Below are 13,464 nucleotides of genomic sequence, written 5' to 3'. Positions count from 1 at the left end.
TTCATGGGTGAGCCGGAGCTGGACGCGCAGGAGGGCATCGGGATTCCCGACCCGTTGCAGCGGTTGTGGACCCCGCACCGGATGGCCTACATCCGCGGCGAGGGCAAACCGGCCGACGCCGAGTCGACCGGCTGCCCCTTCTGCCAGGTCACCGCCCTCGACGACCCCAACGGCCTGGTCATCGCCCGCGGTGAGCTGGTGTTCGCGGTGCTCAACCTGTACCCGTACAACCCCGGCCACCTGATGGTGCTGCCCTACCGGCACATCCCGGACTACACCGACCTGGACCCGGCCGAGACGGTCGAGTTCGCCGAGTTCACCCAGCGCGCCATGCGGGCCATCCGGCACGCCGCCGCCCCGCACGGGTTCAACATCGGCATGAACCAGGGCACCGTGGCCGGGGCCGGCATCGCCGCGCACCTGCACCAGCACGTGGTGCCGCGCTGGGGCGGGGACGCCAACTTCATGCCGGTGGTCGCGCACACCAAGGTCCTGCCGCAGCTGCTCGGCGAGACCCGCGAACTGCTCGCCGGGGCCTGGCACGAGGTCGGCTGAGCCACCCCGGTGGCCGGGCCAGGCGCGGGTTAGGCTGGCGTCACCAGGTCCTTTGCCCACGCCGGTCACCGGAAAGTCGATGCCGAACAGCCGATGCTGAACATCTTCGCCCGCGCGTCGGTCTCGCGCGTCACCGATCCGGTCGGGTCCTGGCTGCTGCGCCGCGGGCTGACCCCCAACGCGATCACCGTGCTGGGCACCACCGGCACGGTGCTGTCCGCACTGTGGTTCCTGCCCCGCGGCGAACTGCTGCTGGGCACCGTGGTGGTCACCCTGTTCACCCTGTTCGACCTCATCGACGGCGCGATGGCCCGCGCCCAGGGCAACGGCACCCGTTTCGGCGCGGTGCTGGACGCCAGCTGCGACCGGATCGCCGACGGCGCGCTGTTCGCCGCCATCGCCTGGTGGGCCTTCGTCGAGGCCCAGGACCGCGCGCTCGGTGCGGCGGCGCTGCTGTGCCTGGTCACCGCGCAGGTCATCTCCTACGTCAAGGCCCGCGCCGAAGCCACCGGCCTGTCCGCCGACGGTGGTCTGGTGGAGCGCGCCGAGCGGCTCATCCTGGCCCTGGTCGGCACCGGGCTGACCGGCCTGGATGTGCCCTATGCCCTGGACATCGCGCTGTGGCTGCTCGCCGCGCTGTCCGTGCTCACCGTCGGCCAGCGGCTGCACGCGGTGTACCGCAGCGCCAAGGCGGCCCGGTGACCGCTGTCCGCGACCGGGTGATCGACACCGGCTACGCGGCGGGCTGGCTGCTCACCCGCGCCCTGCCCGAACCCCTGGCGCTGCGCCTGTTCACCGCGATCGCGCTGCGCGCCGAACACCGCGCCACCGGCAAAGGGCTGCGCCGCAACCTGGCCCGCCTGGTCACCCCGGACCGCCTGGACGACACCGTGCGCGCGGCCCTGCGCTCCTACGCCCGCTACTGGGCCGAGACCTTCCGGCTGCCCGCCCAGGATCCGGCCGCGCTGCGCCGCCGGGTCCACGTCACCGGGGTCGAGCACCTGGACGCCGCCCGCGCGCGGGGCCGCGGCGTGCTGCTCGCGCTGACGCACAGCGGGAACTGGGACGTGGCCGGGATCTGGCTGTGCGCGCACGCCGGCCGGTTCACCACGGTCGCCGAACGCCTGCGCCCGGAGTCGCTGTACCGCCGTTTCCTGGCCTACCGCGAGTCCCTGGGCTTTGAGATCCTGCCGCTCTCCGGCAGCGCCCCGCCCGGCCGGACGCTGCTGGAACGGTTGCGCGCCAACGGGATCGTCTGCCTGCTCGCCGACCGGGTGCTCACCGGCGCGAGCGTCCCGGCACCCTCTTCGGCGAGCAGGCCCGGTTGCCCTCGGGTCCGGCGCACCTGGCCGCGATCACCGGGGCCGCCCTCGTCCCGGCCGCCACCTGGTTCACCGAGGAGGGCTGGGGCCTGCGCTTCCACCCCGCCCTGCCGGTCACCGACGTCGCCGGGACCACCCAGCGCCTGGCCGAGGCCTTCGCCGCCGACCTGGCCGCGCACCCCGCCGACTGGCACATGCCGCACCCGGTGTGGACGGCCCCCAGGTGAGGATCGGCCTGGTCTGCCCGTACTCCTTCGACGTGCCCGGCGGCGTGCAGACCCACGTCCTGGACCTGGCCCGCGAGCTCCGCCACCGCGGCCACCAGGCCCAGGTGCTCGCCCCGTCCCGCCGCACCGACCTGCCCGCCTACGTCACCCCCGCCGGTGGCGCGCTCGGCATCCCCTACAACGGCTCGGTGGCCCGCCTGGCCTTCGGCCCCAGCGCTGTGCGCCGCGTCCGGCACTGGCTGCGCCGCCACGACCCGGACCTGCTGCACCTGCACGAACCCGCCGCCCCCAGCCTGTCCCTGCTCGCACTGGCCGTCACCGACCGCCCGGTGGTGGCCACCTTCCACACCAGCTCCCCGATCACCCGCACCCCCCTCGAGCCGCTGCTGCGCCCACTCCTGCGCAAGATCACCACCCGGATCGCGGTGTCCGAGGCCGCCCGCGCCACCCCCGGCATGACCGAGATCCCCAACGGCGTCAACACCGCCCTGTTCGCCCACGCCACCCCGCTCCCGCTGCCCGCGCCCGCGATCGGGTTCCTCGGCCGCTTCGACGAACCCCGCAAAGGCCTCCCGGTCCTGCTCGCCGCCGCCCGCGCCCTGCTGCCCACCCACCCCGGCCTGAACCTGGTCATCGCCGGCGCGGGCAACCCGGCCGCAGTCCACCGCGCCGCCGGACCGGAGCTGTCCGCCCGCCTCACCCTGCTCGGCCAGGTCGACGAGCAGACCAAGGCCCGGCTGCTGCGCGGCCTGGACCTCTACTGCGCGCCCAACCTCGGCGGCGAGAGCTTCGGCATGGTCCTCACCGAAGCCATGGCCGCCGGCGCACCCGTCGTGGCCAGCGACCTGGCCGCCTTCCGCCGGGTGCTCGGCGGCGCGGGGGAGACCTTCCCGGCCGGCGATCCCGTTGCCCTGGCAGGAAAACTCGCCGCACTGCTGGCCGACCCGTCCCGTCGGGCGGAGCTGACCGCGGCCGGACTCCGCCGGGTCAGCCGCTACGACTGGACCGAGGTCGCCGGGCGGCTGGAAGAGGTCTACCGGGCCGCGCTCACCGCGCCACGCCTGGTCCCGGCTGGACCGCCCGTTCCCAGGCCTCGGTGAGCAGCGCGCACACCCGCTCCGCCGCCGGCACCGAGTGCAGCGCCACCGGCAACAGTTGCTGGTCGGGCAGGAACTGGGCCATCAGCCCGCGCCACCCCGGCGGGGTGAACACGATCGTGCCCAGGCCCTCGGCGTCCCGGTGCGCCAGCCGCGGCCGGGTGTCCGGCCCGAACCGGATCTCGCGCCGGGTGGTCCTGCGGAACAGGGTGGTGACCAGCAGCACCCTGGTCCCGGTGACCACGTACTCGGTGCCGCGCAACCACAGCACCCGGTACACCGGCATGAGCAGGCTGATACAGGTCGCCGACACCGTGCCCAGCACCGCGAACCCCACGATCGTGGCGACCGGCACCGAAGGCGAGGGCAGCAAGGTCAGCGACCACATCAGCGCGATGAACAGCGCCCCGAACGCCAGCAGCGGCAGGTCGACCACGTTCAGCACCAGGTGCTTGCGCGGCCGCCCCCGCCACAGCACCGTCTCCTCGGCCGACAACGGCCGGACCCACTGCTTGTCCCGCCGCCCGAACCCGACCTCGATCTCGAACGACGCTCCCGAACTGTTGTCCCCCATGGCTCGACGTTATCCACCGCGACAGCGCCACGACAGTGACACTGGTGCGGAGTTCCGCCGTCAGCGCCGGTCGCAGGCACGCGAGAGCAACGCCAGCACCTCCGCCGGTCCTTCGACGGCGTGCAGCATGGTGACCGGCCGCAACGGCACGTCCAGCTCAGGCGGCTCCTCCGGGCAGCCGCCGGGAAACTGGGTGCTGAAGACGATCGTGCCCCGCCCGTCGGCGTGCCTGCGCCGCAACCTCGGCTGGGCGGCCGGGACCAGCGGCGAGTCCCGCACCGCCTTCGGGCCGCTCTCGCGGTGCCGCAGCTCGGCCACCCTGCTGTCGGTGACCACGTACTCGGTGCGGCGCAGCCAGTAGGCCCGGTGCGCGGACAGCACGAACCCGGCCACCACCGGCGCACCGCCGAAAACCCAGGCGAAGGCCGGCGCGTCCTTCGTCGTCAGCGTCACCGCGACCAGGACCGCCACGGACAGCACCGAGGCCAGATCGGCCAGCAGGCGCGCCCGGATCCGCCCCGGCCTGCCGCGCCAGCGCACCGTCTCACCCGCGTACTCCGCGGCCCCCATGAGCCGACGCTACCCACCGCGGCCGCACCGGAGCACGAAGCGTTGTTCAGGCGTCGTTCAGAGCTTGGCCGCGATCGCCTCCGGCAACGGGTCGTAGCGGGCGAAGCGACGGGTGAAGGTCGCGGTGCCCGAGGTCAGCGAACGCAGGTCGATGGCGTAGCGCAACAGCTCCGTGCACGGCACCTCCGCGCGGATCATGGTCCGGCCCGCGCCCGCGGCCTCGGTGCCCAGCACCCGGCCGCGGCGGCCGGACAGGTCGCCCAGCACGGTGCCCAGGTGGTCATCGGGCAGCAGCACCGCGACCTCGTCCACCGGTTCCAGCATGGCGATCCCGGCCGCGGCGGCGGCCTCCTTCATGGCCAGGGAGGCCGCGGTCTGGAAGGCGGCGTCGCTGGAGTCCACGCTGTGCGCCTTGCCGTCGACGAGGCTGACCCTGATGTCCACCACCGGATAACCGGCCTGCAGGCCCTTGGTCATCTGGGCGCGCACACCCTTCTCCACGCTCGGGATGAACTGGTGCGGCACCGCGCCGCCGACCACCTTGTCCACGAACTCCAGGCCCGCGCCGCGCGGCAGCGGTTCCACCACCAGGTCGCACACCGCGTACTGGCCGTGCCCGCCGGACTGCTTCACGTGCCGCCCGTGGCCCTTGCCCGCCTTGGCGAAGGTCTCCCGCAGCGGCACCCGCACGTCCTCGGTGTCGACGTCCGCGCCACCGGCGCGCAGCCGTTGCAGCACCACGTCGGCGTGCGCCTCGCCCATGCACCACAGCACCAGCTGGTGGGTCTCGGCGTTGCGCTCCAGCCGCAGCGTCGGGTCGCTGGCGGCCAGCTTGGCCAGGTTGCGCGCGAGCACGTCCTCATCGCTGCGGGTGCGGGCCAGCACCGCGATCGGCAGCAGCGGCTCGGGCATGTCCCACGGCCGCACCAGCAGCGGGTCCTCCGGCGCGGACACGGTGTCCCCGGTCTCGGCGGAGGTGAGCTTGGTCAGCGCGCACACGTCGCCGGCCACGCAGTAGGGCACCTCGCGCAATGTCGCGCCCAGCGGGGAGTAGACGTGCGCGACCCGTTCGTCGGTGTCGTGGTCCTCGTGGCCCCGCTCGGCCATGCCGTGCCCGGAGATGTGCACCGGCCGTTCCGGGCGCAGCGTGCCGGAGAAGACCCGCACCAGCGACACCCGGCCCACGTAGGAGTCCACCGCGGTGCGCACCACCTCCGCGACCAGGGGCCCGTCCGGGTCGGCGGCCAGGCGGGGGCGGGGGATGCCGTCGGTGCCGGTGACCTCGGGCGGCTCGTGCTCGGCGGGGGAGGGGAAGGCGCGGGTGAGCATCTCCAGCAGCTCGGGCACGCCGAGCCCGGTGGTCGAGCACACCGGGATCACCGGGTGGAAGGACCCCCGGGCCACCGCGGTCTCCAGGTCCGCGATCAGCACCCCCTGGTCGAGCTCCTCGCCCTCCAGGTAGCGCTCCATCAGGGTCTCGTCCTCGCTCTCGGCGATGATCCCCTCGATCAGGGTGTCCCTGGCCAGCGCGAACTCCTCGGCCATCGACTCCGGCGGCGAGCCGGTGATCAGCCCGGCCAGCCCGGTCAGCGTCCCGCCCTCGCGCACGGGCAGGTACAGCGGCAGCACCCCGTCGCCGAAGGCCTCCCGGCAGGCCGCGGTCTCGGCGGCGATGTCGGCGCGCTGGTGGTCGCAGCGGGCGATGACCACCGCGCGCGGCATGCCCACCGCGGCGCACTCCTGCCACAGCGTGACCGTGGCCGGGTCCACCCCCTCCGCGGCGCACACCACGAACAGCGCGGCGTCGGCGGCGCGCAGTCCGGCGCGCAGCTCGCCCACGAAGTCGGCGTACCCGGGGGTGTCGATCAGGTTGACCTTGACCTCGCCGTGCATGAACGGGGCCACCGACAGCCCGACCGAGCGCTGCTGGCGCACCGCGGCCGGATCGTGGTCGCACACCGTGGTCCCGTCGGTGACCGAGCCGGTGCGGTTGATCACCCCCGCCGCGGCCAGCAACGCCTCGGTGAGCGTGGTCTTCCCGGAGCCGGAAGGCCCGACCAGCACGACGTTGCGCACCTTGGTGGGGTCGGCTACAGCGACCTGGCCGCCGGCGTGGCCGTTGTCGGCGTGCTTGCTGCCCATGGGACTTCCACCTCCCGGACGCGGCCGGCCTGCTCCGGCCGCGCGTTGGATGTGTCCGATCTCACACCCGATGGCCTGGTGGCGTCCACCCCCGGGCCGTCGCACCATCCGGGAGTACTAATTGGCGGTGATGAGTGAGCTGCTGACCACGCTGCCCCGCCCGCGCACCGCACGGCCCAGCCGCGGCGGCGTGCCCGCCACCGGCGCGCACCTGCTGGACTGGGACTGGGCCCGCTACCGCCTGGAAGACGCCCGCAACTACTGGATCGCCACCAGCAGCGCCGCCCGTCGCCCGCACACCCGCCCGGTGTGGGGCGTGTGGCTGCCCGCGGGGTTCTGCTTCGTCACCGGCTCGGCCGCGGTGCGCAACCTGGCGGTCAGCCGGGAGATCACCGTGCACCTGGAAAGCGGCGACGAGGTGGTCATCGCCGAAGGGGAGGCCACCCTGCTCAGCGCCCAGGCCGACCTGTCCCGGCTGGCCGAGGAGCTGCACCGCAAGTACCGCTGGGCGCTGCACCTGGCCGACGGCCGCCTGGCCGGGGAGGGCGGCCAGGGCGGACCCGCCTACCTGGTGCGGCCCAGGGTGGTCTTCGGCTGGGCGCAGAACGGGGAGAGCATGACCAGGTGGCGCTTCGGCCCACCCGTCGGCCAGCGAGCGTGACGCGGGTAACTGGCCTGCTCAGATCGCGCGGAATTGGCCACTTCAGGGGGCCGCGTCCGGTCGTAGCATGAGGGTCCAAGTCATCCACCGGAGTGGGTTTTCCCACTTCAGCGCACAGTTGGGCAGGACACCAGTGACCTCCAGTGACATCCAGGCCGTCGGCACCGCGCGGGTCAAGCGCGGTATGGCCGAGATGCTCAAGGGCGGCGTGATCATGGACGTGGTCACCCCGGAGCAGGCCAAGATCGCCGAGGACGCCGGCGCCGTCGCGGTGATGGCCCTGGAGCGGGTCCCCGCCGACATCCGGGTGCAGGGCGGCGTGGCCCGGATGAGCGACCCCGACATGATCGACGGCATCATCGCCGCGGTGTCCATCCCGGTGATGGCCAAGGCCCGGATCGGCCACTTCGCCGAGGCCCAGGTGCTGCAGGCCATCGGCGTGGACTACATCGACGAGTCCGAGGTGCTGACCCCGGCCGACGAGGCCCACCACATCGACAAGTGGGACTTCACCGTGCCCTTCGTCTGCGGCGCGACCAACCTGGGCGAGGCGCTGCGCCGGATCAGCGAGGGCGCGGCCATGATCCGCTCCAAGGGCGAGGCCGGCACCGGCAACGTGGTCGAGGCGACCCGGCACATGCGCCAGATCCGCGCCGACATCAAGCGGCTGACCCTGCTCGACGAGCCCGAGCTCTTCGTCGCGGCCAAGGAGCTGCGCGCGCCGTATGAGCTGGTCAAGGAGATCGCCCAGCTGGGCAAGCTGCCGGTGGTGCTGTTCACCGCTGGCGGCATCGCCACCCCGGCGGACGCGGCGATGATGATGCAGCTGGGCGCCGAGGGCGTCTTCGTCGGCTCCGGCATCTTCAAGTCCGGCGACCCGGCCAAGCGCGCCGAGGCCATCGTCAAGGCCACCACCTTCCACGACGACCCCGACGTGATCGCCAAGGTCTCCCGCGGCCTGGGCGAGGCCATGGTCGGCATCAACATCTCCGACCTCCCGGACAACCAGCGCCTGGCCACCCGCGGCTGGTAGTCCCGCACGCCGGCCGCCCGTCCCGCTGGCCGGGGCGGGCGGTCAGACGTGTTCCATGACCAGCACGAACGCCGTGCCCGGGGCCAGGGCCTCGTAGACGTGCGGGGCGTCGCCGGGGAAGGCCGCGTAGTCCCCGGGGTCCAGCTCCACCGCGGCCTCCGCGGGCCCGCAGCGCAGCCGCCCGGTGCTGACCACCGCGTGCTCGATCGACCCGGGGATGTGCGGGTCGGCCAGCCGCGCCTGCCCCGGCTCCATGGTGATCACGTAGATGTCCCGCCGCGCCCCCGGCGGGCAGGCCGAGAGCAGCGTGCCCACGAACGCCGCCTGCTCCGAGGCCACCCCCGGCCCCTCACCGGCCCGGATGACCCGCACCGGCACCCGCTGCGGCTCGACCAGGCGGGAGAACGGCACTCCCAGGGCCACGCCCAGCGCCCACAGCGTCTCCACGCTCGGGTTGCCGCTGGCCGACTCCAGCTGGGACAGCGTGGACTTGGCGATCCCAGCCCGTTTGGCCAGCTCAGTGAGGGTGAGCCCGGTGCGGTCGCGTTCCCGGCGCAGGTTGGCGGCGATGGTGGCCAGGGGGGCGCCGCCGGCGCGGGGGTCGGCCATCGTGTTCGCTCCAGCGGTCGTGATATTCGCGTTGACGAACGCACCTTAGTGTGTTCAGTATAGGCGTCGATGCGTTCGATATGGCGAACACTCGATTCCGCGTTGATCCGCGATGTGAGTGCCGCCGCCCTGACCGGCGGCGTGATGGGGATGTCCTTCGGGGCGGTCGCGGTGACCTCCGGACTGTCCGTGTGGCTGACGGTGGCCATGTCCGTGCTGGTCTTCGCCGGCGGCGCCCAGTTCACCGCGGTCGGCGTGGCCGCCGCGGGCGCGGGCCCGGTGGCCACGGTGCTGGCCGGGCTGCTGGTCAACGCCCGCCTGCTGCCCTTCGGCCTGGCCGTGGGCGGGGTGTTCGGGCAGCGCTGGCCTGCCCGGCTGCTCGGCAGCTACCTGATGATCGACCAGTCGGTGGCCTTCGCACTGGCCCAGCGCGACCCCGAACGCGCCCGCGCGGTGTACTGGGCCTCCAGCCTGGCCGCCTTCCTCACCTGGAACACCGGCACCCTGCTCGGCGCGCTGATCGGCAGCGCGGTCGGTGATCCGAAGGACTTCGGCCTGGACGCGGTGTTCCCGGCGGGCATGCTCGCGCTGATCCTGCCGCAGCTCTCGGACAAGATCCCGCGCCGGGTGGCGCTGCTGGGCGGCCTGATCGCGGTGGCCACCGCGCCGCTGCTGCCCCCCGGCCTGCCCGTGCTGCTGGGCCTGCTCGGCCTGGCCGCCGCCCTGCCCGTGCCGAAGTGGAAGCGGAGGACCGCATGACCCTGACCACCGTGCTGCTGCTGGCCGCCGGCACCTACGCCCTGCGCGCCGCCGGCCCGTTCCTGCGGGACCGCCTGGAGGTCTCCGAGCGCCTGCAACGCGGACTGGCCATGGCCGCGATCGCGCTGCTGTCCGCGCTGGTGCTCACCCAGGCCGTGCTGGACGGGCAGGTCTTCAGCGGCTGGGCCCGGCCGGCCGGTGTGCTGGTCGGAGCACTGGCCGCGTGGCGGAAACTGCCCTTCGTGGTGGTCGTGCTGCTCGCCGCAGGCACCGCCGCCGGACTGCGCCTGGCCGGAGTGCCGTAGAACATGTCGATGTCTTTCGACAACTATTCCCGGGGTAGCCACGCCTAGACCGGGGATGTGACGCATTCGCCAGGGGAGCCGCCAACGGCATCGATTTCAACGTCGGTCCGGGCGAGGATCCTCTGCCCGGCCGCGTCGAGGGTGGCGGTGGCCTGGACAAGATCACCCTGACCGGCGGCTACAACAACGGCAAGCGCTCCAAGCCGCCAGCAATGACCGGACCTCCGGCGGGGTGGCGGCCGTTGTCAACGGCGGACCCGGCAAAGCCACCTGCACCTTCAGCCCCGCACCTGTCGGCCCGGTCACCAACTGCAACCCCTGAGACACCAACCTCGAACGGGGCCGCACCGGCCAGGGGCGGCCCCGCTCCAGTGCCCACGGCCTCAGCGGCGCGGCATCTTCTGCGTCAGCTTGGTCTTGTTGGCCCCCGCCACCACGCACACCGCGGTCCGGTCGCCGGTACGCCAGGAGGAGGCGGTCGGGTAGAAGTAGAAGATCTCCACCTTGGCCAGCTCGGCCTCCGGCAGCATCTTGGTCATCCGCTCATCGCACTCGGCCGCGATGTCGTCGGTGATGGTCGCCTCGCCCGGGTAGGTCGAACCGCCCGCCATGTCCCAGCGGTCCATCACCTCGGCCTCGTGCGGGGAACCGCAGGGCTGGGCGGTGACCGAGGAGATCGACTTGCTCTCCTTGATCCCGTCGAAGCAGTCGCCCACCTTCAGGTTCAGCACGGTCAGCCGCCCCGGCTCGGAGACCTGCCCGGCCTCGTCCCGCACCGCCCTGGTGTTGATCGCGACCACCACCGCGAAGGTCAGCAGCAGCAGCCACGCGCTGCCCAGCACCAGTCCGGCGATGGCCATCCCCTTGCCGTTGTCCCCGCGCTGCTTGATCTGGCGCAGCGAGATGATCCCGAAGATCACCGCCAGGATGTTGGTCAGGATGATCGGCAGGATGCCCAGCACCAGCGTGGCGATGGCGAAGCCGTTGGTGTTCGCGGGCTTGGGCGGCTGCGGATAACCGGGGTTCGGGTAACCCGGGTAGCCGGGCGGCGCCTCTGGCGGAGGCGGCGGCGCCGACGGGTAGAACTGCGCCGGAGAGGGCTGCTGACCCGGCTGGCCCTGCTGCTCCGGCTGCGGCTGATCTGTCACGGCCGGAACTGTCCACCAGTTCCGGCCGTTGAGGCAAACCGGATCCGGCTCACCGCACGAAGAACGGCACCGAACCGAGGAACAGCAGCGGGATCAGGAACACCAGCAGGAACAGCCCCACCCACACGCAGCCGACGATCAGCCCGGCCAGCGCCATGCCGCGGCCCTCGTCGCCGGTGCGCTTGATCTGGTTCAGCGCGATCGCGCCGAAGATGATCCCGAGCAGCGGCAGCACGAAGAACGGGATGATCCCGCAGACCAGCGCGGCGATGGACAGCCCGTTGGTCTTGCGCTGCGCCGGGTACGGCTGCTGGTAGCCGGGGTAGCCCTGATAACCCTGGTAGCTCTGCTGTTGCTGGTAGCCCTGCTGTCCCTGGTAGCCGTACTCGGCCGGGTAGGCAGGCTGGGCCGGATAGCCGGGCTGGGCCTGGAACTTGCCCGAGTCGTAGGCCTGCGGGGCGGCCGGGTAGTACTGCGCGGGGTCCGGCGTGGCCGGATCTTGTGGTGCGGACACGGCGTGGACGGTATCCTGCGCGCCCCGCCCGCACCTGCAAAACTCCGGGAACTCACCGGATCAGTCCCGCTCAGCCGTCCAGCACGCCCCCGGCCGGCGGCACCGCGCCCTTGCGCACGTGCTCGAAGACCAGGTGCGTCTGCAGCTGCGCGACCTCCTTGCGGGTGGTGAAGGAGTCCAGCACCAGCCGTTGGAGGTGCGTGGTGTCGGCCACCGCCACGTGCACCAGGAAGTCGTCCGGGCCTGCCACGTGCGCCAGCGACACCGTCTCCGGCAGGCCCAGCGCGAAGTCGATGAACGGCTGCACGATCGCCCTGGTGTGCGGGCGCACCCGCACCGCGATCATCGCCTGCACCGGCCTGCCCAGCGCGGCCAGGTCCACCTCGGCCCGGTACCCGGTGAGCACCCCGCGCTCGCGCAGCGCCCGGTGCCGGACCAGGCAGGTCGAGGGCGCCAGGTTGACCCTGGCGGCCAGGTCCTTGTTCGGCAGCCGAGCGTCGTTCTGCAACTCCCGCACGATGGCCGCGTCCACCGCATCCAGCACGGACCTCACCCCACTTCGCCGAACAGAATTCGCAATCTACCCAGGAACACCGACGCCCGCGCCACGATTCCGGCCATGAGCGGTATCCGCACCCGCGCCGTGCACGCCGGCCGCCAGGAGCTGTCCTCCCTCGGCGTGCACGCGCTGCCGATCGACCTGTCCACCACCTACCCGCTGCCCGACGCCGAGCTGGGCGAGCAGGCCCTCCTCGAACTGGCCGCCGGCGCACCGGCCGCGGCCTCCCCGGTCTACGGCCGCCTGGTCAACCCCACGGTCTCCCGCTTCGAGCGGGCGCTGGCCGAGCTGGAGGGCCTGCCCGACGCGGTCGCCTTCGGCAGCGGCATGGCCGCGCTGGTGGCCACCGTGCAGGCCGCCTGCCTGGTCACCGGCCGCCGCCACGTGGTCGCGCTGCGCCCCCTCTACGGCGGCTCCGACCACCTCCTGAGCAGCGGCATCCTCGGCGTCGAGGTCACCTACACCGACGCCGCCGGAGTCGCCGCGGCGCTGCGGCCGGACACCGGACTGGTGATCGCCGAGACCCCGGCCAACCCCACCCTGGACCTGGTCGACCTCGACGCGCTGGTCGCCGCCGCCGACGGGGTGCCGGTGCTGGTGGACAACACCTTCGCCACCCCGGTGCTGCAGAACCCGGCCGCGCACGGCGCCACCTACGTGCTGCACTCGGCCACCAAGTACCTCGGCGGCCACGGCGACGCCATGGGCGGCATCGTGGCCGCCCCCGCCGAACAGGCCGCCGCGATCCGCAGCCTGCGGGTGGCCACCGGCGCGCTGCTGCACCCCATGTCGGCCTACCTGCTGCACCGCGGCCTGGCCACCCTGCCGCTGCGGGTGGAGGCCGCCCAGCGCACCGCCGCGGAGCTGGCCGCGCGGTTGACCGAGCATCCCGCGGTGGCCAAGGTCCACTATCCGGGACTGGCCGGTTCCGATCCGCACGGGGTGCTCGGACGGCAGCTGCGCGGACCCGGCGCGATTCTGGCAATCGAGACATTCGAAGAATCGGATGTCCTGCTCTCCCGGCTCCGCCTCTTCACCCATGCGGTGAGCCTCGGTTCGGTCGATTCCCTGATCGAGCGACCGGCCGCGCTCACCCACCGCCTTGTGGCCGACGAGGACCGCCTGGCCTGCGGCATCAGCCCCCGCCTGCTCCGGCTCTCGATCGGCCTGGAAGACGTGGAGGATCTCTGGGGCGATCTCGTGGAGTCACTTGAGGTTCCCATAAGAATGAACGTGATCCCCATTACGTCGTAGCGATCCCCCTTCCAATGTGCACGGTGAGTAGAGATATCGTCCCCGGTTCAGAGGGCACCGGGGCCCCCGTTACGTGATTCCACCACGTGGGCGCCGGATATCTATGTAATCGAGGACAGAGAGGGGCGCCGCGTG

Annotated in this window: 15 protein-coding genes and 1 pseudogene; 9 read left to right on the top strand and 7 right to left on the bottom strand. The window is 72.7% G+C overall.

Translation table 11 applies throughout. From position 1 onward, the window contains the following. The first annotated feature begins 3 nt into the window (after positions 1-3). The 4 genes and pseudogenes from N8J89_RS29145 (at position 4) to N8J89_RS29130 (ending at position 3,204) form a co-directional block, all read left to right on the top strand. A complete protein-coding gene (locus N8J89_RS29145) occupies positions 4-555 on the top strand; it encodes an HIT family protein (RefSeq protein WP_283660196.1) in 552 nt (183 codons plus the stop codon). A gap of 93 nt (positions 556-648) precedes the next feature. Beyond that, the gene (gene pgsA, locus N8J89_RS29140; protein ID WP_283660195.1) at positions 649-1,257 is read left to right on the top strand and encodes a phosphatidylinositol phosphate synthase; all 609 of its coding nucleotides are present in this window, start codon (positions 649-651) and stop codon (positions 1,255-1,257) included. After that, a pseudogene (locus tag N8J89_RS42020) lies at positions 1,254-2,104 on the top strand (phosphatidylinositol mannoside acyltransferase). The gene pgsA and the pseudogene N8J89_RS42020 overlap by 4 nt, the downstream one beginning before the upstream one ends. Next, positions 2,101-3,204 (top strand): glycosyltransferase family 4 protein, encoded by a 1,104-nt coding sequence (locus N8J89_RS29130; RefSeq protein ID WP_283660194.1) that lies wholly within the window; start codon positions 2,101-2,103, stop codon positions 3,202-3,204. The pseudogene N8J89_RS42020 and the gene N8J89_RS29130 overlap by 4 nt, the downstream one beginning before the upstream one ends. Here N8J89_RS29130 and N8J89_RS29125 read toward each other — a convergent pair. From N8J89_RS29125 to N8J89_RS29115, 3 genes are read right to left on the bottom strand one after another with little or no spacing between them, the layout of a single operon-like run. Further along, the gene (locus N8J89_RS29125) at positions 3,152-3,775 is read right to left on the bottom strand and encodes a hypothetical protein (protein ID WP_283660193.1); all 624 of its coding nucleotides are present in this window, start codon (positions 3,773-3,775) and stop codon (positions 3,152-3,154) included. The two genes, N8J89_RS29130 and N8J89_RS29125, sit on opposite strands and share 53 nt — an antisense overlap. Before the next feature lie 60 nt (positions 3,776-3,835). After that, positions 3,836-4,345 (bottom strand): hypothetical protein, encoded by a 510-nt coding sequence (locus tag N8J89_RS29120; protein ID WP_283660192.1) that lies wholly within the window; start codon positions 4,343-4,345, stop codon positions 3,836-3,838. Between the two features lie 57 nt (positions 4,346-4,402). Further along, complete coding sequence (locus N8J89_RS29115) at positions 4,403-6,487, bottom strand: elongation factor G-like protein EF-G2 (protein WP_283660191.1); 2,085 nt, start codon at positions 6,485-6,487, stop codon at positions 4,403-4,405. A 130-nt stretch (positions 6,488-6,617) separates the two neighbouring features. On the opposite strand from N8J89_RS29115, the gene N8J89_RS29110 reads away from it, so the two are divergent. After that, entirely contained in the window at positions 6,618-7,148 is a 531-nt protein-coding gene (locus N8J89_RS29110; protein WP_283660190.1) for a pyridoxamine 5'-phosphate oxidase family protein, read from the top strand. Between the two features lie 133 nt (positions 7,149-7,281). Beyond that, positions 7,282-8,181: a pyridoxal 5'-phosphate synthase lyase subunit PdxS gene (gene pdxS, locus N8J89_RS29105; RefSeq protein WP_283660189.1), complete on the top strand. Its 900-nt coding sequence runs from the start codon at positions 7,282-7,284 to the stop codon at positions 8,179-8,181. A 42-nt stretch (positions 8,182-8,223) separates the two neighbouring features. On the opposite strand, the gene N8J89_RS29100 is transcribed toward pdxS, so the two are convergent. Beyond that, positions 8,224-8,790, bottom strand: a complete 567-nt coding sequence (locus N8J89_RS29100) for a helix-turn-helix domain-containing protein (protein ID WP_283660188.1) — start codon at positions 8,788-8,790, stop codon at positions 8,224-8,226. A 114-nt stretch (positions 8,791-8,904) separates the two neighbouring features. Between N8J89_RS29100 and N8J89_RS29095 the strand changes: the two genes are divergently transcribed. Next, positions 8,905-9,549, top strand: coding sequence for an AzlC family ABC transporter permease (locus tag N8J89_RS29095; RefSeq protein WP_349497410.1), 645 nt, complete (start codon positions 8,905-8,907; stop codon positions 9,547-9,549). After that, entirely contained in the window at positions 9,546-9,854 is a 309-nt protein-coding gene (locus N8J89_RS29090) for an AzlD domain-containing protein (protein WP_283660186.1), read from the top strand. Before N8J89_RS29095 ends, N8J89_RS29090 begins: the two co-directional genes overlap by 4 nt. 383 nt (positions 9,855-10,237) lie before the next feature. Here the strand turns inward: N8J89_RS29090 and N8J89_RS29085 are convergent, their stop codons facing one another. From N8J89_RS29085 to N8J89_RS29075, 3 genes are all read right to left on the bottom strand, one after another. Further along, on the bottom strand, positions 10,238-11,002 hold the full coding sequence (locus N8J89_RS29085; protein ID WP_283660185.1) for a DUF4190 domain-containing protein: 765 nt from the start codon (positions 11,000-11,002) through the stop codon (positions 10,238-10,240). A 49-nt stretch (positions 11,003-11,051) separates the two neighbouring features. Then, entirely contained in the window at positions 11,052-11,516 is a 465-nt protein-coding gene (locus tag N8J89_RS29080; RefSeq protein ID WP_283660184.1) for a DUF4190 domain-containing protein, read from the bottom strand. Between the two features lie 70 nt (positions 11,517-11,586). After that, on the bottom strand, positions 11,587-12,060 hold the full coding sequence (locus tag N8J89_RS29075; RefSeq protein WP_502868343.1) for an Lrp/AsnC family transcriptional regulator: 474 nt from the start codon (positions 12,058-12,060) through the stop codon (positions 11,587-11,589). A gap of 75 nt (positions 12,061-12,135) precedes the next feature. Here N8J89_RS29075 and N8J89_RS29070 point away from each other — a divergent pair, with 75 nt between their 5' ends. Continuing rightward, on the top strand, positions 12,136-13,329 hold the full coding sequence (locus tag N8J89_RS29070; protein ID WP_283660182.1) for a trans-sulfuration enzyme family protein: 1,194 nt from the start codon (positions 12,136-12,138) through the stop codon (positions 13,327-13,329). Positions 13,330-13,464: the final 135 nt, after the last annotated feature.

The sequence above is a fragment of the Crossiella sp. CA-258035 genome (assembly GCF_030064675.1).
Lineage (GTDB): Bacteria > Actinomycetota > Actinomycetes > Mycobacteriales > Pseudonocardiaceae > Crossiella.
This window is presented reverse-complemented; position numbering and strand designations above follow the sequence as displayed.

What these genes read in the sequence shown, in the direction of transcription:
- pgsA (WP_283660195.1), top strand. Translation starts at nt 649, where the DNA reads ATGCTGAACATCTTCGCCCGCGCGTCGGTCTCGCGCGTCACCGATCCG.
- N8J89_RS29090 (WP_283660186.1), top strand. Translation starts at nt 9,546, where the DNA reads ATGACCCTGACCACCGTGCTGCTGCTGGCCGCCGGCACCTACGCCCTG.
- N8J89_RS29120 (WP_283660192.1), bottom strand. Translation starts at nt 4,345, where the DNA reads ATGGGGGCCGCGGAGTACGCGGGTGAGACGGTGCGCTGGCGCGGCAGG.
- N8J89_RS29145 (WP_283660196.1), top strand. Translation starts at nt 4, where the DNA reads ATGGGTGAGCCGGAGCTGGACGCGCAGGAGGGCATCGGGATTCCCGAC.
- N8J89_RS29115 (WP_283660191.1), bottom strand. Translation starts at nt 6,487, where the DNA reads ATGGGCAGCAAGCACGCCGACAACGGCCACGCCGGCGGCCAGGTCGCT.
- N8J89_RS29070 (WP_283660182.1), top strand. Translation starts at nt 12,136, where the DNA reads ATGAGCGGTATCCGCACCCGCGCCGTGCACGCCGGCCGCCAGGAGCTG.
- N8J89_RS29100 (WP_283660188.1), bottom strand. Translation starts at nt 8,790, where the DNA reads ATGGCCGACCCCCGCGCCGGCGGCGCCCCCCTGGCCACCATCGCCGCC.
- N8J89_RS29110 (WP_283660190.1), top strand. Translation starts at nt 6,618, where the DNA reads ATGAGTGAGCTGCTGACCACGCTGCCCCGCCCGCGCACCGCACGGCCC.
- N8J89_RS29125 (WP_283660193.1), bottom strand. Translation starts at nt 3,775, where the DNA reads ATGGGGGACAACAGTTCGGGAGCGTCGTTCGAGATCGAGGTCGGGTTC.